This window comes from Citrobacter sp. Cpo037 (assembly GCF_030332945.1).
Lineage (GTDB): Bacteria > Pseudomonadota > Gammaproteobacteria > Enterobacterales > Enterobacteriaceae > Citrobacter > Citrobacter portucalensis.
Window position 1 is genome coordinate 100018 of the sequence record NZ_JAOWGW010000081.1, and the last position, 21913, is coordinate 121930.

21 protein-coding genes are annotated in these 21913 nt (G+C 53.0%); 3 read left to right on the forward strand and 18 right to left on the reverse strand.

Annotated features, from left to right (window positions below; translation table 11 throughout):
• Position 1: 1 nt before the first annotated feature.
• The 5 genes from fabD to yceD form a co-directional block, all read right to left on the reverse strand.
• Complete coding sequence (fabD, locus tag OGX94_RS23015; RefSeq protein WP_126318487.1) at positions 2–931, reverse strand: ACP S-malonyltransferase; 930 nt, start codon at positions 929–931, stop codon at positions 2–4.
• Between the two features lie 15 nt (positions 932–946).
• Complete coding sequence (fabH, locus tag OGX94_RS23020; RefSeq protein WP_003832181.1) at positions 947–1900, reverse strand: beta-ketoacyl-ACP synthase III; 954 nt, start codon at positions 1898–1900, stop codon at positions 947–949.
• 77 nt (positions 1901–1977) lie between these two features.
• Complete coding sequence (gene plsX / locus OGX94_RS23025; RefSeq protein ID WP_071846967.1) at positions 1978–3057, reverse strand: phosphate acyltransferase PlsX; 1080 nt, start codon at positions 3055–3057, stop codon at positions 1978–1980.
• A gap of 123 nt (positions 3058–3180) precedes the next feature.
• Entirely contained in the window at positions 3181–3354 is a 174-nt protein-coding gene (rpmF, locus tag OGX94_RS23030) for a 50S ribosomal protein L32 (RefSeq protein ID WP_003036242.1), read from the reverse strand.
• Between the two features lie 16 nt (positions 3355–3370).
• Positions 3371–3892, reverse strand: coding sequence for a 23S rRNA accumulation protein YceD (gene yceD, locus OGX94_RS23035; protein ID WP_003036239.1), 522 nt, complete (start codon positions 3890–3892; stop codon positions 3371–3373).
• A 197-nt stretch (positions 3893–4089) separates the two neighbouring features.
• Between yceD and OGX94_RS23040 the strand changes: the two genes are divergently transcribed.
• Positions 4090–4674 (forward strand): Maf family protein, encoded by a 585-nt coding sequence (locus OGX94_RS23040; RefSeq protein WP_257661599.1) that lies wholly within the window; start codon positions 4090–4092, stop codon positions 4672–4674.
• 82 nt (positions 4675–4756) lie between these two features.
• Here the strand turns inward: OGX94_RS23040 and rluC are convergent, their stop codons facing one another.
• A complete protein-coding gene (gene rluC, locus OGX94_RS23045; RefSeq protein WP_003036228.1) occupies positions 4757–5710 on the reverse strand; it encodes a 23S rRNA pseudouridine(955/2504/2580) synthase RluC in 954 nt (317 codons plus the stop codon).
• A gap of 574 nt (positions 5711–6284) precedes the next feature.
• Here rluC and rne point away from each other — a divergent pair.
• Positions 6285–9548, forward strand: coding sequence for a ribonuclease E (gene rne, locus OGX94_RS23050; protein WP_191221608.1), 3264 nt, complete (start codon positions 6285–6287; stop codon positions 9546–9548).
• A gap of 41 nt (positions 9549–9589) precedes the next feature.
• Here the strand turns inward: rne and OGX94_RS23055 are convergent, their stop codons facing one another.
• On the reverse strand, positions 9590–10615 hold the full coding sequence (locus OGX94_RS23055) for a LysR family transcriptional regulator (protein ID WP_257661597.1): 1026 nt from the start codon (positions 10613–10615) through the stop codon (positions 9590–9592).
• 21 nt (positions 10616–10636) lie between these two features.
• On the opposite strand from OGX94_RS23055, the gene OGX94_RS23060 reads away from it, so the two are divergent.
• On the forward strand, positions 10637–11836 hold the full coding sequence (locus OGX94_RS23060) for an MFS transporter (protein ID WP_003832170.1): 1200 nt from the start codon (positions 10637–10639) through the stop codon (positions 11834–11836).
• A 78-nt stretch (positions 11837–11914) separates the two neighbouring features.
• Here OGX94_RS23060 and flgL read toward each other — a convergent pair whose 3' ends face one another.
• The 11 genes from flgL to flgB all read right to left on the reverse strand — a co-directional run bounded on the left by flgL (position 11915) and on the right by flgB (position 21808).
• Positions 11915–12868, reverse strand: a complete 954-nt coding sequence (gene flgL, locus OGX94_RS23065; protein WP_257661596.1) for a flagellar hook-associated protein FlgL — start codon at positions 12866–12868, stop codon at positions 11915–11917.
• A 14-nt stretch (positions 12869–12882) separates the two neighbouring features.
• A complete protein-coding gene (gene flgK, locus OGX94_RS23070; protein WP_003832167.1) occupies positions 12883–14541 on the reverse strand; it encodes a flagellar hook-associated protein FlgK in 1659 nt (552 codons plus the stop codon).
• Positions 14542–14605: 64 nt separating this feature from the next.
• Positions 14606–15556: a flagellar assembly peptidoglycan hydrolase FlgJ gene (gene flgJ, locus OGX94_RS23075; protein ID WP_016152632.1), complete on the reverse strand. Its 951-nt coding sequence runs from the start codon at positions 15554–15556 to the stop codon at positions 14606–14608.
• On the reverse strand, positions 15556–16632 hold the full coding sequence (locus tag OGX94_RS23080) for a flagellar basal body P-ring protein FlgI (protein ID WP_032934416.1): 1077 nt from the start codon (positions 16630–16632) through the stop codon (positions 15556–15558). The genes flgJ and OGX94_RS23080 overlap by 1 nt, the downstream gene beginning before the upstream one ends.
• Positions 16633–16665: 33 nt before the next feature.
• Complete coding sequence (locus OGX94_RS23085; RefSeq protein ID WP_032934415.1) at positions 16666–17364, reverse strand: flagellar basal body L-ring protein FlgH; 699 nt, start codon at positions 17362–17364, stop codon at positions 16666–16668.
• A gap of 57 nt (positions 17365–17421) precedes the next feature.
• Positions 17422–18204 carry a flagellar basal-body rod protein FlgG gene (gene flgG, locus OGX94_RS23090; RefSeq protein ID WP_003036202.1) on the reverse strand — a complete coding sequence of 261 codons (783 nt, stop codon included), beginning with the start codon at positions 18202–18204 and terminating at the stop codon, positions 17422–17424.
• A 13-nt stretch (positions 18205–18217) separates the two neighbouring features.
• Positions 18218–18973 carry a flagellar basal body rod protein FlgF gene (locus OGX94_RS23095; RefSeq protein ID WP_003832161.1) on the reverse strand — a complete coding sequence of 252 codons (756 nt, stop codon included), beginning with the start codon at positions 18971–18973 and terminating at the stop codon, positions 18218–18220.
• 20 nt (positions 18974–18993) lie between these two features.
• The gene (flgE, locus tag OGX94_RS23100) at positions 18994–20247 is read right to left on the reverse strand and encodes a flagellar hook protein FlgE (RefSeq protein ID WP_257661595.1); all 1254 of its coding nucleotides are present in this window, start codon (positions 20245–20247) and stop codon (positions 18994–18996) included.
• Positions 20248–20273: 26 nt separating this feature from the next.
• Entirely contained in the window at positions 20274–20972 is a 699-nt protein-coding gene (gene flgD / locus OGX94_RS23105) for a flagellar hook assembly protein FlgD (RefSeq protein WP_008784359.1), read from the reverse strand.
• 11 nt (positions 20973–20983) lie between these two features.
• Complete coding sequence (gene flgC / locus OGX94_RS23110) at positions 20984–21388, reverse strand: flagellar basal body rod protein FlgC (protein WP_003036191.1); 405 nt, start codon at positions 21386–21388, stop codon at positions 20984–20986.
• A 3-nt stretch (positions 21389–21391) separates the two neighbouring features.
• Positions 21392–21808 carry a flagellar basal body rod protein FlgB gene (gene flgB / locus OGX94_RS23115; protein ID WP_003036189.1) on the reverse strand — a complete coding sequence of 139 codons (417 nt, stop codon included), beginning with the start codon at positions 21806–21808 and terminating at the stop codon, positions 21392–21394.
• Between the last annotated feature and the right edge of the window lie 105 nt (positions 21809–21913).

Consider the following 21913-nt stretch of genomic DNA (forward strand, 5'->3'; position numbering starts at 1 on the left):
TTTATTGCTCTAGCGCCGCAGACAGTGCCGCCGGCTCATTCAGTGCCGAAGCAGTCAGGGTATCAACAATACGTTTCGTCAGACCGGTCAGAACTTTACCCGGACCGACTTCATACAGGTGCTCTACGCCCTGGGATGCCATAAATTCAACGGTTTTAGTCCACTGAACCGGGCTATACAGCTGACGAACCAGCGCATCGCGAATTGCGTCTGCCGTAGTTTCACACTTCACATCAACGTTGTTCACAACCGGAACAGTCGGTGCGTTAAAGGTGATTTTCTGCAGCTCAACGGCAAGTTTCTCAGCAGCAGGCTTCATCAGCGCGCAGTGAGAAGGAACGCTGACCGGCAGCGGCAGCGCACGCTTAGCGCCCGCGGCTTTACAGGCAACACCAGCACGTTCTACGGCTTCTTTATGCCCGGCAATAACCACCTGACCCGGTGAGTTAAAGTTTACCGGTGAAACCACCTGGCCTTCGGCAGACTCTTCGCACGCTTTAGCGATAGCGGCATCGTCCAGACCGATAATAGCAGACATGCCGCCAGTGCCTTCCGGAACCGCTTCCTGCATGAATTTGCCACGCAGTTCAACCAGACGTACGGCATCGGCAAAACCGATAACACCCGCACATACCAGCGCAGAATATTCGCCCAGGCTGTGACCCGCCATCAGCGCAGGTGTCTTACCCCCCTGCTGCTGCCATACGCGATAAAGCGCAACGGATGCGGTCAACAGCGCGGGCTGCGTCTGCCAGGTTTTATTCAGTTCTTCAGCCGGACCTTGCTGAGTCAACGCCCACAGATCATAGCCCAGTGCAGCTGATGCTTCAGCAAATGTTTCTTCAACAATTGGGTAGGTTGCTGCCATTTCAGACAACATCCCAACGGTCTGGGAACCCTGCCCCGGAAACACAAATGCAAATTGCGTCATGTTTAAATCCTTATACTAGAAACGAACCAGCGCGGAGCCCCAGGTGAATCCACCCCCGAAGGCTTCAAGCAATATCAACTGCCCAGCTTTAATACGCCCGTCGCGGACGGCTTCGTCCAGCGCGCACGGTACGGAGGCAGCAGAGGTATTACCATGTCTGTCGAGCGTCACGACAACATTATCCATCGACATACCCAGCTTTTTAGCTGTCGCGCTGATAATGCGCAGGTTAGCCTGATGCGGCACCAGCCAGTCCAGCGCAGAACGGTCGAGATTATTGGCTTCCAGCGTTTCATCAACGATGTGCGCAAGCTCGGTCACCGCGACTTTAAATACTTCGTTACCCGCCATCGTCAGGTGGATCGGGTTTTCCGGGTTCACGCGATCGGCGTTAGGCAGCGTCAACAGTTCGCCGTAGCGACCGTCAGCGTGCAGATGCGTGGAGAGAATGCCTGGCTCTTCTGATGCGCTCAGTACAACCGCACCAGCCCCATCACCGAAAATGATGATCGTTCCGCGATCGGTTGGATCGCAGGTACGGGCCAGGACATCGGAGCCAACGACCAGAGCATGCTTAACTGCGCCAGATTTAACGTACTGGTCGGCAACGCTCAGGGCGTAAGTGAAGCCAGCACAAGCGGCTGCAACGTCAAACGCCGGACAGCCTTTGATCCCCAGCATACTTTGGATCTGGCACGCCGCGCTTGGAAATGCGTGAGTGGATGATGTGGTAGCAACCACAATCAGACCAATTTGTTCTTTGTCGATGCCCGCCATTTCAATCGCACGGTTTGCGGCGGCAAAGCCCATCGTCGCAACTGTTTCATTTGGCGCTGCAATATGGCGTTCACGGATACCTGTACGAGTGACGATCCACTCATCAGATGTCTCAACCATTTTTTCCAAATCGGCGTTAGTACGCACTTGTTCAGGCAGATAGCTGCCAGTACCAATAATCTTCGTATACATGTACGCTCAGTCACTTTTTGGTTATATACCGCTACGAGCAAATCGCTGATACGTTGGCCACATTCACAAACGCACCGTTATCTGTGTGCTCGTGATTTTGCGCTTTCGCCACCGTCCAGCAGTTCGAATCCAGCTGGGTATACAGATTCCAGGCGAGCGGCAATTCGCTGAGGAACTTGTCGCTGCACCGCCTGCACTGCCTGTTCAATCGCGACTTCAAATGCTCGCTGATTGGCCGCACCATGACTCTTAATCACCGTGCCGCGCAATCCTAACAGACAGGCGCCATTATACTGGTCGGGGTTGAGGTGACTAAATCGCCTTGTCAGGCTTTTTTGTAACCAACGTTTTAATAACAGAAGCCACCACGACCGTTTTTTGCCCTCACCCTGAGATTTCAGCAGTGAAAGGAACATTCTGACAACACCTTCCATCGTCTTTAATGTGACATTACCTGTAAAACCGTCACAGACCAACACATCGGTTTTGCCAGTCAGTAACTCATTGGCTTCAAGATAGCCGATATAATTAATGGAAGGGATTGTTTTTAGCACAGCTGAAGCATCTCGAATACTGTCGAGACCTTTCGTTTCTTCTTCGCCGATGTTGAGTAACGCTACGCGAGGATTGGCAATGCCAACAACCTCTTCTGCCAGCACGGAACCCATGACGGCAAATTGCACCAACATCGTGCTATCACAATCTACGTTGGCGCCCAAATCCAGCACCACCGTTTTGCCCTTTTGCTGATGGGGTAACACCGTCACCAACGCAGGACGCTCAATCCCCTCAAGGGGTTTGAGCAATAACTTCGCAAGTCCCATGAGTGCGCCCGTATTACCGGCGCTGACACAAGCTTGTGCCTGACCTTCTTTCACGAGCTCCAGGGCAACACGCATTGAGCTTCCACGACTGGCGCGAATAGCTTGCGAGGGCCGGGCATCACTGGCAATAACTGACTGAGCAGGGATAATCTGCAGACGCGAACGTTGTTCGAAGTCAGCTTTGGCAAGTAATGGCGTGATTGTATCGGGATCCCCGACTAAAAGAAGTGTGAGTTGCGAATTAGAATTCAGTGCCTGCAATGCTGCAGGCACTGTCACGGTAGGGCCAAAATCTCCCCCCATGACATCTAACGCCAGGGTTAGACGTGTCAAGGTATCGTCGCTGCCCGGTTAGGTGTTTCCCCAGTCACCCGGGGAAAGCCTCACTAAGCTTCATCACGCGTTCACTCTTTGTCTTTCTCACCAGAAGTGGGAAAGCCATTGAGTCATGCGTGATTACTTAGCGATTACCTTACGGCCACGGTAGAAACCGTCGGCAGTGATGTGGTGACGCAGGTGTTGTTCACCAGAAGTTTTGTCTACAGACAGGCTGGTGACTGCGGTCAGAGCGTCATGAGAACGACGCATGCCACGTTTGGAACGGGTTGGTTTATTCTGTTGTACGGCCATGGACCTTACTCCTCAATTACTTACGCTTTAAGCTGGCTAATACGGCAAATGGGTTTGGTTTTTGCGCTTCATCAGGCAATTCGCCAAAGACCATGTCCGCCTCGGACACTTCACAGTGTTCAGAATCATGCACCGGAACTACCGGCAAGGAGAGGATAATCTCATCTTCAACCATTGCAAGCAGATCGATTTCACCGAATTCGTTAACCTCAATCGGCTCATACGCTTCCGGGAGTGCTTCAGCCTGCTCGTCAGAACGGACAGGACTAAAACAATATGTTGTGTGAACATGAAGTGGGAACGGTTTCCCGCAACGCTGACATTCGAGCGTAACCGATACCTTCGCATCACCGGTTATAACGGCGAGACGCTGGTTATCGATAGCGAACGACATGGAGCATTCCACATCACTGTCCACACTGACTACAGAATCGGCGACGCGCTCAACCAGATCAGAAGTATAGATACCTTCATAATCGAGGCGTTTTTGAGCCGTACGAACCGGATCAAGAGTCAGGGGTAATTTTACCTTTTGCATAGGGCGCGCATATTAACTTTGTAACGTCATATAGTCAAAGAAAAAGGCAGCCTGTGGTTGCCTTTTGCCAATAATTCGCACACATTGCGGGTCATCGACTTAAAATCGGTCAAGACAAGCCACTACAGCCAGCTTGTAGGTCGAAGTCCATAGTTTAAAATGGCTCTCATCAATACGCTATATGCGAGGGAAAAAATATGCCTCAACTTATTCTTGCTTCTACCTCCCCCTGGCGTCGCGCTTTACTCGAAAAACTGGCAATCCCGTTTGAATGCGCAGCGCCAGAGGTTGATGAAACGCCGTTGCCCGGCGAAGCACCACGCCATTTAGTCTTGCGACTGGCGCAGAAAAAAGCGCAATCTCTCGCCCACCGTTACCCATCGCATCTGATTATTGGCTCCGATCAAATTTGTGTTCTTGATGGTGAAATAACCGGCAAACCATTAACTGAAGAAAATGCGCGCCAACAATTACTCAAAGCCCGTGGCAATATTGTGACGTTTTACACCGGACTGGCGCTGTATAATTCTGCGACCGGACATTTACAAACTGAAGTAGAACCTTTTGACGTCCATTTCCGTCATTTAAGCGAGGCGGAAATTGATGATTATCTGCGCAAAGAGCGCCCGCTCCATTGTGCAGGTAGTTTCAAAAGTGAAGGGTTAGGTACTGCACTCTTTGAACGCCTGGAGGGTCGTGACCCAAATACCCTGATCGGTTTGCCGCTTATCTCGTTGTGTCAAATGCTGCGGCGGGAAGAGATGAACCCGTTGAATGCCTGATTGATCTGCCTGATGGCGACGCGATGCGTCTTATCAGGCCTACGGTGCATCACACGATTGTAGGCCTGATAAGCAACGCGCATCAGGCTTTGCTGCGTAAAACCTCGAGGCAGCGCTTCAATTGCTTATCCATCGGCGCTTCAATACGCATCACTTCACCCGTTCCCGGATGGGTAAATTTCAACGCTGCGGCGTGCAGGAAAAGCCGATTCAACCCCGTATCCGCCAGTTGCTTATCGAACTCACGGTCACCGTAGCGATCGTCAAAAGCAATTGGATGACCGGCATACTGGGTATGCACACGAATCTGGTGCGTACGTCCGGTCACCGGGCTACAGCGCACAAGCGTGGCAAACGCATAGCGCTCTTCCACTTTAAAACGTGTTTCTGACGGTTTGCCTTCCTGGTTCACCCGCACGATACGCTCGCCGCTTTGCAGAATGTTCTTTAACAGCGGCGCCTGCACGGTTTTGACATGCGACTGCCATTGGCCTCGAACCAGCGCGAGATAGTCTTTCTGCATGCCTTTTTCACGCAGTTGTTCATGCAATGAACGCAAGGCTGAGCGTTTTTTAGCCACCAGCAAAACGCCGGAGGTATCCCGGTCGAGGCGATGCACCAGTTCAAGGAAACGCGCTTCCGGTCGCAACGCACGTAATCCTTCAATGACGCCAAAGCTTAACCCGCTTCCGCCATGTACGGCCGTACCTGAAGGTTTGTTAAGCACCAGAATGTGGTCATCTTCATATAAAATGACGTCGGTCAGCGCCGCGACCTTCTGCAGGTTTGGCGAAATGGCCTCTTCTTCACGTTCAGCGACACGCACAGGTGGAATACGCACAATATCCCCGTCTTCAAGTTTGTACTCGGGTTTAATGCGTTTTTTGTTCACCCGCACTTCGCCTTTACGCAAAATGCGATAAATCATACTTTTTGGCACGCCCTTAAGCTGGGTGCGCAAAAAGTTGTCGATGCGTTGCCCTGCTTCGTCTGCAGTAATGGCAACTGTTTTTACGGCTGGAGTCTCTGTTTTCATGGGGGCCGATTTTAAATAGCCATCAAGATTCGCGCCACACATTTTTCTATGCTTATATTAACTGCTATACCTTATTACTTAAGTTTGACATAGCCGATTTGGTGGTTATTAAAGCAATCACTACGCGGAAGTGAAAAAACTGTGAGTAACCGGGTGATAAATGGCAAAAGTCATCTTGCTATAACAAGGTTAGCAGTGGAATAATGAGGTTGTTTCCGTGTTGAATCTTGTTAAAACAAGAACTTTTCCGGAATGACCCAATTTTGCCCGACCGATCATCAACGCAGCAATGGCGTAAGACGTATTGATCTTTCAGGCAGTTAGCGGGCTGCGGGTTGCAGTCCTTACCGGTAATATGGAAGCTTTTCTGGAGAGTAACACCCAGACTGTTCCCCTGATAATTGCGCTGTGTTTCCGTATGAAATGCAGGCAACCGACACTCTGCGCCTCTTTGAGCTGACGATAACCGTGAGGTTGGCGACGCGAATAGACACGAGGCCATCGGTTCACACCCGGAAAGGCATTACTCTGCCCGCAGCTTAGTCGTCAATGTAAGAATAATGAGTAAGTTACGATGAAAAGAATGTTAATTAACGCAACTCAGCAGGAAGAGTTGCGTGTCGCCCTTGTAGATGGGCAACGTCTGTACGATCTGGATATCGAAAGTCCTGGACACGAACAGAAAAAAGCCAACATCTATAAAGGCAAAATTACCCGTATTGAACCGAGTCTGGAAGCTGCTTTTGTTGATTACGGCGCTGAACGTCACGGTTTCCTCCCGTTAAAAGAAATTGCCCGCGAATACTTCCCCGCTAACTACAACTCCCATGGTCGTCCCAACATTAAAGACGTGTTGCGCGAAGGTCAGGAAGTCATCGTTCAGATCGATAAAGAAGAACGCGGCAATAAAGGCGCTGCGCTGACTACCTTTATCAGCCTGGCGGGTAGTTATCTGGTTCTGATGCCGAACAACCCACGCGCGGGCGGTATCTCCCGTCGCATTGAAGGCGACGACCGTACCGAATTAAAAGAAGCGCTGGCAAGCCTGGAACTGCCTGATGGCATGGGGCTTATCGTGCGTACCGCAGGGGTCGGCAAATCCGCCGAAGCACTGCAGTGGGACCTGAGCTTCCGCCTGAAGCACTGGGAAGCGATTCAAAAAGCCGCTGACAGCCGCCCTGCTCCGTTCCTGATCCACCAGGAAAGCAACGTTATCGTTCGCGCTTTCCGTGACTACTTACGTCAGGACATCGGCGAAATTCTTATCGATAACCCGAAAGTGATGGAGATGGCGCGTCAGCACATCGCCGCACTGGGTCGTCCGGATTTCAGCAGCAAAATCAAACTGTACACAGGCGAAATCCCGCTGTTCAGCCACTATCAGATCGAGTCTCAGATTGAATCCGCGTTCCAGCGCGAAGTACGTCTGCCGTCCGGCGGCTCAATCGTTATTGACAGCACAGAGGCACTGACCGCTATCGATATCAACTCCGCACGCGCAACTCGCGGCGGCGACATCGAAGAAACAGCGTTCAACACTAACCTTGAAGCAGCCGATGAAATTGCCCGTCAGCTGCGTCTGCGCGACCTCGGCGGTCTGATTGTAATCGACTTCATTGATATGACGCCGGTTCGCCACCAGCGCGCGGTTGAAAACCGTCTGCGCGAGGCCGTACGCCAGGACAGAGCGCGTATTCAGATCAGTCATATTTCTCGCTTCGGTCTGCTGGAGATGTCTCGTCAGCGTCTAAGCCCGTCTCTGGGTGAATCCAGCCATCACGTGTGTCCGCGTTGTTCCGGCACCGGTACCGTACGTGATAACGAATCACTGTCGCTGTCTATTCTGCGTCTGATCGAAGAAGAAGCACTGAAAGAAAATACGCAAGAAGTTCACGCTATTGTTCCTGTGCCGATCGCCTCTTACCTGCTCAACGAAAAACGTACCGCGGTTAATGCTATCGAAACGCGTCAGAATGGCGTGCGCTGTGTGATCGTGCCAAACGATCAGATGGAAACCCCGCACTATTCTGTGCTGCGCGTACGTAAAGGGGAAGAAACACCGACCCTGAGCTATCTGCTGCCGAAACTGCATGAAGAGGCAATGGCATTGCCGACGGAAGAAGAGTACGTCGAGCGTAAACAGCCTGAGCAACCGGCACTGGCCACCTTCGCCATGCCAGACGTTCCGCCAGCCCCTGCTCTGCAGGAACCTGCCGCGAAAGCCGCCGCACCTAAAGCTGCAGCAGCAACCGCAGCCGTTGCCGCACAGCCCGGTTTGATTAGCCGTTTCTTTGGCGCCCTGAAGTCCATCTTCGGTGGTAGCGAAGAAGTGAAACCGGTTGAACAACCTGCGCCGAAAGCTGAAGAGAAAACCGAACGCCAGCAGGATCGTCGTAAACCGCGTCAGAACAATCGTCGCGACCGTAACGATCGTCGTGATAACCGTGATAATCGCGGTGACCGTGACAACCGTAGCGAACGTTCAGAAAACGGCGAAAACCGTGAAGATAACCGCCGTAACCGTCGTCAGTCCCAGCAGCAAAATGCGGAAGCTCGCGATAACCGCCAGCAAACCACTGATGTTGCAGACAAAGCGAAATCCGGTGATGAACAGCAGGCGCCGCGTCGCGAACGCAACCGCCGTCGTAACGATGACAAGCGTCAGGCTCAGCAGGAAGTTAAAGAGCTGAACCAGGCTGAACAACCTGTGCAAGATACCGAGCAGGAAGAGCGCGTACGTCAGCCTCAAACCCGCCGCAAACAGCGTCAGTTGACTCAGAAAGTTCGTTTCACAGACAGCCCGGCGGTTGAAGCCGAAGTGGCTACTGTTGCTGCAATCGCTGAAACTGCTGTTGCTCAACCAACAGAACAGCCGGTACCAGCACAGCGCACCGAACTGGCGAAAGTTGATCTGCCAGCCGTCGTTGCGACTGAGCAGGAAGACAACAGCGAAGCTCGTGACTCCAACGGTATGCCGCGTCGTTCTCGCCGCTCTCCTCGCCATCTGCGCGTCAGTGGACAGCGTCGTCGTCGTTACCGTGACGAGCGTTATCCGGTTCAGTCGCCGATGCCGTTAACGGTCGCGTGCGCATCTCCTGAATTAGCGTCCGGTAAAGTTTGGATCCGCTACCCTGTTGCACGTCCTCAGGATCAGCAGGTTGAAGAACAGCGCGAACAGGAAATGGTCCAGCAGCAAGCTGCACCTGTCGCCGTAGAGCCTCAGGTTGCTGCCGCTGCCGTTGAACACATTGTGGATGCCCCTGCGCCGGTTGAAGCCGTGCGACCAGAGGTTGTCGTAGCTGAGCCTCAGGCCGCCGTTGTTGAAACCACACAGGTTGAAACCACGCATCCGGAAGTGATTGCGACCCCAGTCGAGGAACAACCGCAAATTATCGCTGCATCTGATGCGCCCGTAGCAGAAGAAATCGCCGCTGAAGCCGAACCTGTGGCTGACGTTGTGACTGCACCGGTTGCCGAAGAGCCTGCAGAGGTTGTTATTCCCCAGCCAGAAGTGGTTGAAGAGATTGCTGAAGTTGTGGAAACAGCGCCAGTTGTTGAAGAGGTTGCAGCGCCGAAAGACGTTGTTGCCGCGCCTGTCGTCGAAACTGAAGTCGTTAAGGCTGAAGTTGTCGCAGCAAGCGCTGATGCTGAACACCTGCACAGCCATGCAACCGCGCCAATGACCCGCGCTCCTGCACCGGAATATGTGCCAGAAGCGCCGCGTCATAGCGACTGGCAGCGTCCGGCATTCGCCTTTGAAGGCAAAGGTGCCGCAGGTGGACACAGCGCAACGCATCAAGCGACTGCGCCAGCAACACGTCCACAGCCTGTTGAGTAAGCCATAATCAATATCAAAGCCGGCCTTCGGGTCGGCTTTTTTTATATCTGATCTACGCCTTTCATCCCCGTCAGCTGCGGCATAACATCCTTCATTAGGGCCAGAAACTTGCGTAAGCGGGTCGGATAGTAACGCGCCCATGGATAAACCAAATGTACAGGCAACGGCGCCGCATGCCACTCAGGTAGCAACGCAACCAGACGTCCATTGGCAATATCCTCCGCCACCATCCAGCTTGAAACAATAGTCACTCCCAACCCTGCCAGCGCGGCATTTCTGGCGACATAAATACTGTCGGTACTTAATCTGGGTGAAATATTCAGCGTGACTGGCTCATTACGCAATTGGTGCAACAACGAAACGCTATGCTGATAAAACGTGTTCACGGCAATCCAGGGCAGCGCTGATAACTGCTCAGGATGAGAAAGCTCGCCATATTGCTCCAGCAGTCCTGGACTCGCTACCATACTACGGGGAACTTCAGCCAGTAAAATGGAAACCGTGGCCGGATCCACCTCAGTACCAACCCTGATCGCGCAGTCAATATTATCGCTCAGAAAATCAACGGTTTTATCGTTGAGCATCCACTCTACTGCCAACTGGGGATAGCGCGAAAGAAACTGCAAAAGCGGCTCAAGTAGTTGTTGTTGCCCGAACGCATGCGGTGCGCGGACTCGCAACGTCCCCACCGGTTCATCTTCTGTGACATTAAGTCCATCTTCCAGCGCCAGCCAGGCATCAATAATCTTCTTAGCATGCTGATAGCCTCTTTCACCATCGTCGGTCAATTTCATCGCATGCGTGGTACGCATAAGCAGTTTCACACCCAGCAGCGTTTCCAGCGATTGCAGCCGTCTGCTAACGGTCGCCTGCGTCGTCCCTATCTGTTTTGCCGCTGCCGAAAGCGATCCTGCTTCGACAATACGTACAAACGTACGCATCAGCTCCACCCTGTCTATACGCTCATTTTTTATCATTTTCAGTTTCACCATACGTCTGACGTATAACTGTTTTACCACTGCGCTCGCTACCGCGCCACTCGCTGAAGGATAAAAATAACCGCACATCCTGTGATTGAGGAATCATTTGTGAACACACATACCGCACTTTCCCGTTGGGTCATTTTTGTTCTGGCAATGGGCGCCGGATTCAGCGTGGCCGCTATCTACTACGCCCAGCCTCTTCTGCCTTTAATGGGTCAGGATCTGGCCTTAAGTCTCACCGGTATGGGGTTGGTCCCGACGCTGACCCAGGCGGGATATGCGTTAGGTATATTGTTTTTATTGCCATTAGGCGATCGTTATGACCGCCGGACATTAATCCTGCTGAAAAGCATCTCTCTTGCCGCGCTGCTACTGGCCTGTAGCTTTACCGGTCAGTTGCATTCTCTATTACTGGTGAGCCTGCTGATGGGAATGGCGGCAACCATGGCACAAGATATTGTGCCTGCGGCGGCAATACTGGCGCCCGAAGGCAAGCAGGGAAAAACGGTGGGCACAGTGATGACGGGCCTTCTGTTGGGGATTTTACTCTCACGTACCGTCAGTGGACTGGTGGGCGAAGCGTTTGGCTGGCGCGAGATGTACCAACTCGCTGCCGTCAGCATTGCCGTAATTACCGCGATTATGTGGAAAGTACTGCCTCGCTTTACGGTCCATTCCACGTTGAGCTATCCATCATTAATGCTCTCAATGGCGCAACTTTGGCAACGATATTCCACCTTGCGCCGCGCAGCACTGGCACAAGGCTTTCTGTCCATTGCTTTTAGCGCCTTCTGGTCTACGCTGGCGGTGATGTTATCTGAGCATTACCACATGGGTAGCGCTATAGCGGGTGCTTTTGGTATCGCGGGAGCAGCCGGAGCGCTTGCCGCACCGATGGCGGGCCATCTTGCCGATAAAGTGGGTGCGGCAAAAGTGACGCAATTGGGTGCTTTGCTGGTAACGGTATCTTTCGCACTGATGTTTTTGTTACCCGCCCTGCCCGTTCAGGGGCAGTGGCTGCTCATCGCCCTTTCGGCTGTAGGTTTTGATCTCGGATTGCAATCCAGCCTGGTTGCCCACCAGAATCTGGTCTATAGCCTGGAGCCTCTGGCACGAGGACGACTGAACGCTCTGCTGTTTACGATGGTGTTTATCGGTATGGCGCTGGGTTCAGTTCTCGGAAGTCAGGTCTACGCCCTGGCAAATTGGGAAGGTGTCGTTGTGTTGGCTACCTTCAGCAGTGCAATTGCGTTGGTCATAAGACTGACGGAGAACCCGTCGCTTAGTAAGACGTCGGTTGCCTAAAAAAATGCCCGCTCCGGGGTGTTAAAGGAGCGGGCAGACAAACATACCCAGTTTCAAGATATGTTTCAAAACGAGGCGTTAACGATTGAGCTGGAACAACGACATTCCCTGCATATCGGTGAACGCTTTATAGGATGCCTGTAGCGCAGCCTGCTGCATGACATAAGACGAGATCGCGGCGTTCCAGTCAACATCCACCAGATTACTCATCTGCTGAGTTTGGCCTAATGCACGATCGGCGCCCAGTGAATCCAGCGAGCTTAGTTCACTCAGCTGCGTACCTAATTCTGCACGGACGCTCAAAACATTATTGAGTGAATTCTTTAAACCACGGTTGGTTTTATCAATGGCAGCAGCGGCGGTAGCTTTTGCAACGTCATCACCCGCAATAGGGGTTTTGAGCGCATCAATAGCGGTATCCAGCATTTTAAACAGGTTCTTTTCCTGAGTGCCGCCACCAGGTTCCGGTACAGCGTTGCTGGTCAGGTTGGCGAATACTTTATCGCCAGTATGACCAATCACCATGGTTCGGGAGGCATCGACCTGTTGGGTAACGTTTGTTGTACCGCCGCTGTAAACGCCATCTGCCTGGGCAAACGGTGCGGATTCTGTTTTATATCCACCGAAAATATAGCGACCATTACCGTCGGTACTGTTTGCCAGGTTCATCAGCTGATCGCGGATCCCCTGTAGGTCGGTGGCCAGCGATGCACGGTCGTCATCACTTAACGTTCCGTTCCCGGCATAAACGATTTTTTCCTGTGCAGCCTGAATTGCCGTCGTCACCTGGCTCAAAACATTCTCTTCCAGCGACACCTTTTGCGTCGCGAATGAGCGTGCCAGCGTATATTGGCTGTTCTGCGCCTGAGCCTGAGAAAGTACCACGGCCTGCGAGGCGGCAATCGGATCGTCTGATGGGTTGATCACGCGTTTGCCCGTTGACATCTGCTCACCAAACTTCATCCATTCAGCCTGAGAGTTAGTGATGCCACGCATATTCTGCTGGTACATCATCTGGGTGCTGATACGCATTGTGTCCCCCTCCCTTAGCGGATATTAATCAGTGCATCAAACAACGCATTCGCGGTCTGCAGCACTTGAGCGTTAGCCAGGTAATACTGCTGAAAACGCTGTAAATTACCGTACTCTTCGTCGAGGTTAACGCCGGAAATAGACTGTTGCTGCCGGTAAAGCTGTGTCACCACGTTGTTCTGGGTGGTGGCGCTGGTTTTCAGCGTAGCGGTTTTGTTCCCGACATCGCTTACCAGCGTGGCATATGCATCGTTGAAGGTCTTATTGCCGACAGTCGCTTTGGTTTGCAGATCTAACAGTTTCTGACCGTTACGGTTGTCGCTCTTGCCTTTATCGATGGTGGGGTCCGTATCATTTTTAGACACTTGAGCCATGGCGATTTTCGACTCATCGGTCACCATAACTTTCATATCAACGATAGCGTTACTCACGGGTTTTACAGTAAAACTGTCATTAGCTTTCGCGCCAGCATTAACGGTGATTTCCATCCCGTCAAAGGACATTTTTCCACCGGTAACGGTGGCTTTGAAACTGGTATTATCCGCCAGGCGAGTAACCTGCCAGTCCTTCCCATCAAAAACGATTTTATAATCTGTCGCCTGCACGGCGGAGCTGTCAGTGATCTTAGCGCTTAACGATCCTGTACCCGTATTTTTCGCGTTGTTGAAGACTTCCGGGCTGCCGATAGCAAAGAAATCCTTACCCTGATCGCCGTTGGCATCAAAACCTTCTTTATGCTGGGTGTTAAACGCATCGGCAAATGCAAGCGCCAGTTGGCCGAGGGTATTACGCGTCTGATCCAGCTCCTGAGAACGGAAGGTGAGCAGTCCGCCCAGTGAACCGGTATTCAGCAGTTTCTCCGGAATTTCAACAGCTCCGGCAACGCCATCAACGTAGGCCACAGTTGTACGATTAGGATCATCGCTGGAAGGCACTGCTGCCAGTTGGCGTGCATTGCTACCCTGTACCAGCGAATAACCGTTCGCCATGGTCAGGTTGTAAGTGCCACCATCCTGAACGCTGACTTCAACACCGACAATCTGATTCAATTCACTGACCAACTGATCGCGCTGGTCGAGCAGGTCGTTAGGAGACGCACCTGCGCCGACGCCTGTCATACGAGAAATCTGGTCGTTGAGGCTGGCAATTTGTTTCGAATAGTTGTTGATCTGATCAACGCTGGCTTTAATCGCGGTATTGACCTGCTTATCCTGATCGCGCAGATACTGGTCGGTCGTTTTAAACTGATTTACCAACCCATCAGCTTTACCGATTAGCGCCTGGCGTGCCGCCGGATCTTCGGCGTTGCTGACCAGCGTTTGCAGGCTGGTAAAAAAGTCCTGCATGGAGGTCGAAATAGAACTGGTTTTGCTGGAGAGCAGATTGTCGATTTTTGACATTTGCTCATATCGTGTCGTCAGACCGCTGCTCTGGTTCTGCGCTGCTCGCAACTGGTTAGTGATAAAGGAGTCATATTCACGTTGTACACCAGAAACATAGACACCATTGCCTACCCAGCCCCCCGCACCCAGCGTGCTGTTCGCTTGCGCCATAATTGTCGTCTGTCGGGTATATCCGGCAACGTTATAGCTGGAGATGTTGTTACTGGCAGTATTCAACGCGGCCTGCGCTGCGCTGAGTCCACTCATCGCGTTATTAATCAAGCTGGACATGGAGGTTCCTTGTAATCCTTCAATACTCGTTATTATCGGCAGCAGGTCGGTAGACTTGAGCTATTTAAAAGAGATTATCGATGTTCGTGCTGTAGGTTTTGCTCACTTTTTCACTCATCGATTTCAACTGCTGGATCATGCTGGTTAATTTTCGCGCATAGTTAGGGTCCGTGGCGTAACCCGCATTTTGCAATGCCTGCGCCCCTTGCTCGGCGGTCGCGGCAGCGGTCACTGCCGCATAGCGCGGGTTACGTGATATCAGACCGACATAATCCGACAACGCCTCAAGGTAAGAGCTATAGACGCGGAATCTGGCTTTCACCTTTTTCGCCTCACCGTTCTCATATTCAGTCGTGGTGATTTCAGTGGTTGGACCTTTCCAGCTTCCCGAAGCCTTCACGCCAAAAATGTTAAAGCTCGGCTCACCGTTCTCACGGCGAATTTGTCGCTGCCCCCATCCGGATTCCAGCGCCGCCTGTGCCAGAATAAGATGATGCGGGACCCCGCTTTGCTGGCTGGCCAGCTTAGCCGGCAGCGATAGCTGGGCGAGGAAATCTTTGCTGTCACCTGACAGTGGCTCATCATTGCTTTCTGTCGCCCGAGGGATGGCTTTGCGGACCAGTTGCGTCAGTGCCTGATTTTGATAGCTGGTCACCGTTTCCAGTGAAAACTTCATCGGCACCTGCGGCGCGTCATCCGCAGGTTGCGCTTGCCCTTCAGTCATCTGCTTGACCATCATTTCAGCCAGCCCCAGACCTTTGCCTGCGGTCATTTGCTGCGCAATTTGTTGGTCATACATACTGGTATACAAGCGCGTTGAATCGCTGCTAAAGACGCCATCTTTCGGCAGCGCTTCACGCATGCTTTTCAGCATCATCTGCACGAACATCCCTTCAACCTGACGGGCGACCGGACGGATATTCGCCGCCGGGTCCTGACCCGCTTTCGCTTTCAGTTCGTTCAGTGATTGCGCATCCCAGGCAGCGCTGGTCAGCAGTTTGCTGTCACCAATCATTAGATGATTTCCAGTTTGGCGCGTAAGCAACCCGCGCTCTGCATCGATTGCAGAATGGACATCAGATCCATCGGCGTTGCCCCCAGCGCATTCAGCGCACGCACCACATTGTTCAGGTTGGCGCTGGAACGCACGCTTTGCAGTGAACCACCGCTTTGGCGCAGGTCAATCTGGGTTTGTGGCGTCACCACGGTTTGTCCACCGCCAAACGGTGTGTCCGGTTGGCTGACGTTCGCCTGGCGGTTCACCGTGATCGACAAGTTGCCTTGTGCCACGGCACAGCTATCCAGCGTCACTTCGCGGTTCATGACGACAGATCCGGTGCGCGAGTTGATAATCACTTTCGCATCCTGCGGCGTGACGTTCACCTCAATATTCTGGATATCAGCGAGGAAACGCACCTGCGAGCTGTTGCCGCTTGGCACACGCACCTGAATGGTTCGGGCATCCAACGCTGTTGCGCTACCAAAGCCACGCGAGCGGTTGATGGTGTCGGTAATCTGCTGCGCCATCGTGAAATCTTCATTATTGAGCTGCAGATTAATGGTGTTACCACCGCCGAACTGGCTGGGTAATTCACGTTCGATAATCGCACCGTTGGTAATGCGTCCACCATTGAGCTGGTTAACCTGTACGCTACTACCACCTGCAGCCGCGCCCGCACCACCCACCAAAATATTCCCCTGAGCCAGCGCATATACCTGACTATCGACCCCTTTTAACGGGGTCATCAGCAGCGTACCGCCGCGCAGGCTTTTGGCATTCCCCATAGAGGAGACCACTACGTCGATGGTTTGTCCCTGACGACCAAATGCAGGAAATGACGCGGTAACCATCACCGCCGCCACGTTTTTCAGCTGCATATTGGTGCCAGTTGGCACGGTTATCCCCAACTGCGAAAGCATGTTATTGAGCGTTTGCGTCGTAAACGGCGTCTGTGTGGTCTGGTCACCCGTACCATCCAGACCGACTACCAGCCCATAACCTATCAACGAGTTTTCCCGCACGCCCTGAACGCTGGTCAGGTCACGAATACGGTCAGCATGCGCAAAGGTGGTTATCAGCACCAGTACCATTCCAACAAAAGATTTAAACACTGGGTACCTCGCTTACATCGGCGACAAGTTAAGGAAGAAACGCTGCAACCAGCCCATATTCTGCGCTTCATTGATGTAGCCGTTACCGACGTACTCAATACGCGCGTCCGCAACCTGGGTTGACGGTACGGAGTTGCTGCCACTGATGGTGCGCGGGTTTACAACCCCGGAGAAGCGGATGAATTCAGTGCCCTGATTTATAGCGATCTGTTTTTCACCCACGACATGTAAGTTGCCATTCACCAGTACCTGATCGACCGTTACGGTCAGCGTACCACTGAAGGTATTTCTGGCGTTCGCGCCGCCTTTACCGTTAAAGGAGTTACCGCCGGAGGCTTCTACGTCGGCACGTTCGTTACCGAACAATCCTTCCAAATAGCGCGGTACGGTATCAAAGCCAAAGTTTGTCTTGCCGTCGCGGCTGGCGTTCGCCGAAGAGCTTTTGCTCGCGCTGACGTTTTCCTGCAATACGATGGTCAGCGTATCGCCAATATTGCGTGGACGACGGTCTTCAAAGAGTGGCTGATAACCATAGTTAATCGGTTGTGCCGACTGGAAGATTGAGCCATTCGCCACCGGCGTTGGACCTGGAACGGGCTGGGCAGACGTTGCGCCCTGCACGAGCGGCGTGGCCGGGATCCAGGCACATCCTGTTAGTGAAACCACCAGCAGGGCTAAAATTGGGTATGGGTGAAGCGCGTATTTTCGCATTGCGGTCATCTTCAAAATCAGTGTGCCGGTGAGATTTTCACCCCACCGGGCTCCACTTTAGAGTTGCGTCAGTTTTTGCAGCATCTGATCGGTGGTCGATACCGCTTTACTGTTGATTTCGTAAGCGCGCTGAACCTGGATCATGTTTACCAGCTCTTCCGCCACGTTGACGTTAGAGGTTTCAACATAGCCCTGATACAGCAGACCCGCGCCGTTCAGCCCTGGCGTGCTCTCATTCGGCGCACCGGATGACTGCGTTTCGGTGTACAGATTCTCACCAATGCTTTCCAGACCGGTATCGTTCATGAAGGTTGTCAGGTTAAGCTGCCCGACCTGAACAGGCGCCGCCTGCCCCTGTTGGGTCACGCTGACAATACCGTCGCGTCCAATGGTGATACTGAGCGAGTTAGCCGGAATAGTGATGGCCGGCTGAACCTGAAAACCACCCGCCGTCACCAACTGACCGTTCTGATCCACCTGGAAAGAACCGTCGCGGGTATAAGCGGACGTACCATCGGGCAACATGACCTGGAAAAAGCCCTGGCCTTTAATCGCCACATCTTTACTGTTGTTGGTCTGCGACAGGTTACCCTGGCTGTGTAAACGCTCGGTCGCAACCGGACGTACGCCGGTACCAATCTGCAAACCAGACGGCAGTGTGGTCTGCTCAGAAGACTGTGCACCAGGCTGACGAATCGTCTGGTACAACAGATCTTCAAATACGGCACGTTGGCGCTTAAATCCGTTGGTGCTGACGTTTGCCAGGTTGTTGGCAATCACATCCATGTTGGTTTGCTGCGCATCCAGGCCGGTTTTGGCGATCCATAATGAACTGATCATAAAATGTCCTGTATTAACTCATCGACAGCAGTTGGTTGGCGCGGCCCGCGTTATCATCCACGCTACTGATAATTTTCATCTGCATTTCAAAGCGGCGGGCGTTGGCGATCATGTCGCTCATCGCAGCAACCGGTTTAACGTTACTGCCTTCCAGCACGCCCGACATCACACGGATGCTGGGGTCGGCCTGTAACGTCGCACCACGGGTAGCCTGTGCGGCCTGGGTCAGGCGGAACATACCGTCATCACCACGTTGCACTTCAAGCCCTGTTGCCTTCACCAGCTTCAGCCGCCCTACTGGCGCGACCGTATTAGCCGGATCGCCAGGGTTAAGTGCTGAAATTGTCCCGTCCGCCGCAATGGTGACTTCTGAACCTTCCGGTACGGCTATCGGTCCAGCTTCGCCAATTACCGGATGCCCCTGAATAGTCAGTTCACCCGTAGGGCTTACCTGAATAGCGCCGTTACGGGTATACCCTTCGCTACCGTCTGCGGTCTGCACAGCCAACCAGCCATCTTGTTGCAGCGCCACATCCAGCGGGCGGGAGGTATAGTCCATCTGACCCGGCGTCATGTCGGCCCCCGGCGTGGAGGCCACCACCAGCGTACGCGTCGGTAAAGACAATCCTTCTACAGGAACCGCGCGCAGCGCATTGAGCTGCGCACGAAACCCTGGCGTGGAGGCGTTTGCCAGGTTGCTGGCCGTCACCGCCTGTTGATTCAGCGTCTGACTGGCCGCGCCCATGGCGGTATAAATTGCGTGATCCATTAAGCCATCCCGTCAGGCGCTTAGCGCAGGTTGACCAGCGTGTTGAGGATCTGATCCTGGGTTTTGATGGTCTGTGCGTTCGACTGATAGTTACGCTGGGCGACAATCATATTCACCAGTTCTTTACTCAAATCCACGTTTGACGCTTCCAGCGCGCCGTTGGTCAGCTTGCCGAAGTTACCTTCGCCTGCAGTCCCCAGTAGCGCCACGCCGGAAGACTGAGTCGCCGCCCAGACGTTGTCGCCCTGAGACGCCAGACCTTCGTTGTTGGCAAAGTTTGCCAGCACGATCTGCCCCAGAACCTGTTGCTGTTCGTTGGAGTAGTTACCGACCACCGTACCGTCATTATTAATCTGGTAGCTCACCAGATCGCCCGGCTTGTAGCCGTTCTGATTCGTGGCGACGATGTTGTTGGCACCGGTGTTCTGCTGCATGGAGTTCAGGAAGCTCAGGGAGAAGGTGGCTTCAGTTGCGCCATTAATCTTCCCAGTTGCGATGTTGATATCCTTTGGCCAGACGTCTGGAGCCGTCGGTGGCAGCTCAGTTGCCGTGGCGCTCATGCCTAAAAACACACCATTTTTATCAAAACGCATAAACCCGGCTGATTTTTCAGGATCGCCGGTTGAAGCATCTTGAGTGAAGACTTCCCAAGAGTTGCTCTCCTTATTCTTGACATAAAAAATGTTCATGTCATGAGCGTTACCCTGGCTATCGAAAACGGTAACACTGCCTTTTTTGTTGTAGGAATCGGCATCGCTTGGGTTAAACGGGGTCTTGGTAGGGACCTTGTCAGTGGAGTTCAGGTTGACCTGCATTGACGCAGTGGTGGTTGATTTAGCCGCCATCAGCGTATTCGGGATAGTGATCGGTGCCGGGTTCGCACCCTGCTGTATGGTTGGCGGTGTACCGGTAGCCGGATAGCCCGTCAGCTGCAGCCCCTGCATGTTAACGATATTGCGGTTTTCATCGAGCTTGAACTGACCGTTACGGCTGTAGAAAACGGAACCGTTACTGTCTACCATACGGAAAAAACCGTTCTGGCTGATAGCAACATCCAGACCACGTCCGGTGTTGGTGGTAGTACCGTCGGTAAAGTCCTGAGTAATACCCGCAACTTTAACGCCCAAACCGACTTTCGAACCGGCAAACATATCGGCAAAAGATGCCGTGCCAGATTTAAAACCGTAGGTGGCGGAGTTGGCGATGTTGTTACCAATGACATCGAGGTTGGTCGCTGCAGCGTTCAGACCGCTGACCGCTTGAGAAAAGGCCATGACTTACTCCTGATAGGTGTGAAGGCTTAAATTATCTGCCGTACTTCGTCGAGGGTGGTGGTTCCATAGGTGCCCAGATCCAGCGTATTACCGCCGTTACTGCGAATAACGCCCTGCACCAGCGCAAACTGAAGCGGCTGGGCCACCAGTTGCGTTCCGCCATTACTGGCAGCAATTGACACGTTGTAAGAACCGCTTGGTGCATCCGTGCCATCGGTCATGGTGCCGTCCCAGGTGAAGGTATGAACGCCTGCTTTCAACCCGCCAATGTCAATGGTGCGCACCACTTTGCCGTCTTTATCGGTAATGGTTGCGGTAACCTTATCTGCCGGTTGCTGCAGCTCAATTCCAAATGGTGTTGTCGTGGTTTTGGCACCCTCTTCTGTCCCTTTACCGGTCAGGATGGTGGTACCCGGGATCATGACCCCGTGGCCAATCAGCGTACTGGCCTGCAGCGACTGACTGTTGTCGATCTGCCCGGAGATCGATCCCAGCGTAGTGTTCAGCTTCTCAATCCCGCTCACGGTACTGATTTGCGCCAACTGGGTAGTCAGTTCGTTGTTTTGCAGCGGGTTGGTAGGATCCTGGTTTTTCAGCTGTGCAACCAGCAGCGTAAGAAAGCTGCTTTGCAGGTCAGCGGCGTTGCTGCCCGTCAGTGAGCTATTCCCCGTGGCGGCATTAACCCCCGTCGTGCTCGGGTCATTCATTTTTACAGCAATAGACATGTGCGCCTCCTTTACTGGCCTAGCGTCAACGTTTTAAGCATCAAGCTTTTCACGGTGTTGAGCACTTCGACGTTTGCCTGATAGCTACGTGAGGCAGACATGGTGTTGACCATCTCGCCAACAACGTCCACATTCGGCATTTTCACGTAGCCATTCGCATCGGCCAGCGGATTACCGGGTTCATAAACCAGCTTATCCGGCGCCTGACTTTCAATGACGTCAGCAACTTTTACGCCACCGGTTGCCGCACCTGGCGCGGCATCTACCTGAAAAACAACCTGTTTCGCGCGATACGGCTGACCGTCGGGTCCGCTGACGCTATCCGCATTCGCCATGTTGCTGGCCGCGACGTTCAGGCGTTTAGACTGAGCCGTCAGCGCAGAACCTGCGATATCAAAAATATTTAACAGCGCCACGAATTAGTTCCCTCCTTGCAGCACGTTCATCATGCCTTTGATTTGTCCACCCAGCGCGGTCAGCCCCATTTGATATTTGAGGCTGTTGTCTGCAAATTGCGTGCGCTCCCGGTCCATATCTACCGTGTTGCCATCAAGAGATGGCTGGTCAGGAATACGGTAGAGCAGCTCCGTAGACGGCGCAGAAACGGTCTGGGCCGGAATGTGTTGTGCAGAGGTCAGCGTCAACGAAACGCCGCCGGTTTCTTCCCGTCCTCGCACCATGACTTTTTTTAATTCACTGGCGAAATCCAGGTCGCGCGCCTGGTACCCCGGCGTGTCGGCATTGGCAATGTTGGCCGCCAATATTTCCTGGCGTTGGGCGCGCAAATTCAGCGCTTCCTGTTGAAAACGTAAGGCGGCGTCGAGCTTATCGAGCATATCTCCTCCGCAAATGACAAAATTCAGCCGACAGCTTAAATCCCATTACGCGCGCGTTATCGCCGGAATAAACGCAAAATGCGTCGCTATTTGTTGCGTTGATGA

Coding starts and splice junctions, on each gene's coding strand:
- OGX94_RS23085 (WP_032934415.1), bottom strand. CDS start 17,364: ATGCGAAAATACGCGCTTCACCCATACCCAATTTTAGCCCTGCTGGTG.
- flgB (WP_003036189.1), bottom strand. CDS start 21,808: ATGCTCGATAAGCTCGACGCCGCCTTACGTTTTCAACAGGAAGCGCTG.
- fabH (WP_003832181.1), bottom strand. CDS start 1,900: ATGTATACGAAGATTATTGGTACTGGCAGCTATCTGCCTGAACAAGTG.
- OGX94_RS23095 (WP_003832161.1), bottom strand. CDS start 18,973: ATGGATCACGCAATTTATACCGCCATGGGCGCGGCCAGTCAGACGCTG.
- flgE (WP_257661595.1), bottom strand. CDS start 20,247: ATGGCCTTTTCTCAAGCGGTCAGCGGTCTGAACGCTGCAGCGACCAAC.
- yceD (WP_003036239.1), bottom strand. CDS start 3,892: ATGCAAAAGGTAAAATTACCCCTGACTCTTGATCCGGTTCGTACGGCT.
- rne (WP_191221608.1), top strand. CDS start 6,285: ATGAAAAGAATGTTAATTAACGCAACTCAGCAGGAAGAGTTGCGTGTC.
- rluC (WP_003036228.1), bottom strand. CDS start 5,710: ATGAAAACAGAGACTCCAGCCGTAAAAACAGTTGCCATTACTGCAGAC.
- OGX94_RS23040 (WP_257661599.1), top strand. CDS start 4,090: ATGCCTCAACTTATTCTTGCTTCTACCTCCCCCTGGCGTCGCGCTTTA.
- flgK (WP_003832167.1), bottom strand. CDS start 14,541: ATGTCCAGCTTGATTAATAACGCGATGAGTGGACTCAGCGCAGCGCAG.
- OGX94_RS23055 (WP_257661597.1), bottom strand. CDS start 10,615: ATGTGCGGTTATTTTTATCCTTCAGCGAGTGGCGCGGTAGCGAGCGCA.
- OGX94_RS23080 (WP_032934416.1), bottom strand. CDS start 16,632: ATGGTACTGGTGCTGATAACCACCTTTGCGCATGCTGACCGTATTCGT.
- rpmF (WP_003036242.1), bottom strand. CDS start 3,354: ATGGCCGTACAACAGAATAAACCAACCCGTTCCAAACGTGGCATGCGT.
- flgJ (WP_016152632.1), bottom strand. CDS start 15,556: ATGATTGGTGACAGCAAACTGCTGACCAGCGCTGCCTGGGATGCGCAA.
- flgD (WP_008784359.1), bottom strand. CDS start 20,972: ATGTCTATTGCTGTAAAAATGAATGACCCGAGCACGACGGGGGTTAAT.
- flgG (WP_003036202.1), bottom strand. CDS start 18,204: ATGATCAGTTCATTATGGATCGCCAAAACCGGCCTGGATGCGCAGCAA.
- fabD (WP_126318487.1), bottom strand. CDS start 931: ATGACGCAATTTGCATTTGTGTTTCCGGGGCAGGGTTCCCAGACCGTT.
- flgL (WP_257661596.1), bottom strand. CDS start 12,868: ATGCGTATCAGCACCCAGATGATGTACCAGCAGAATATGCGTGGCATC.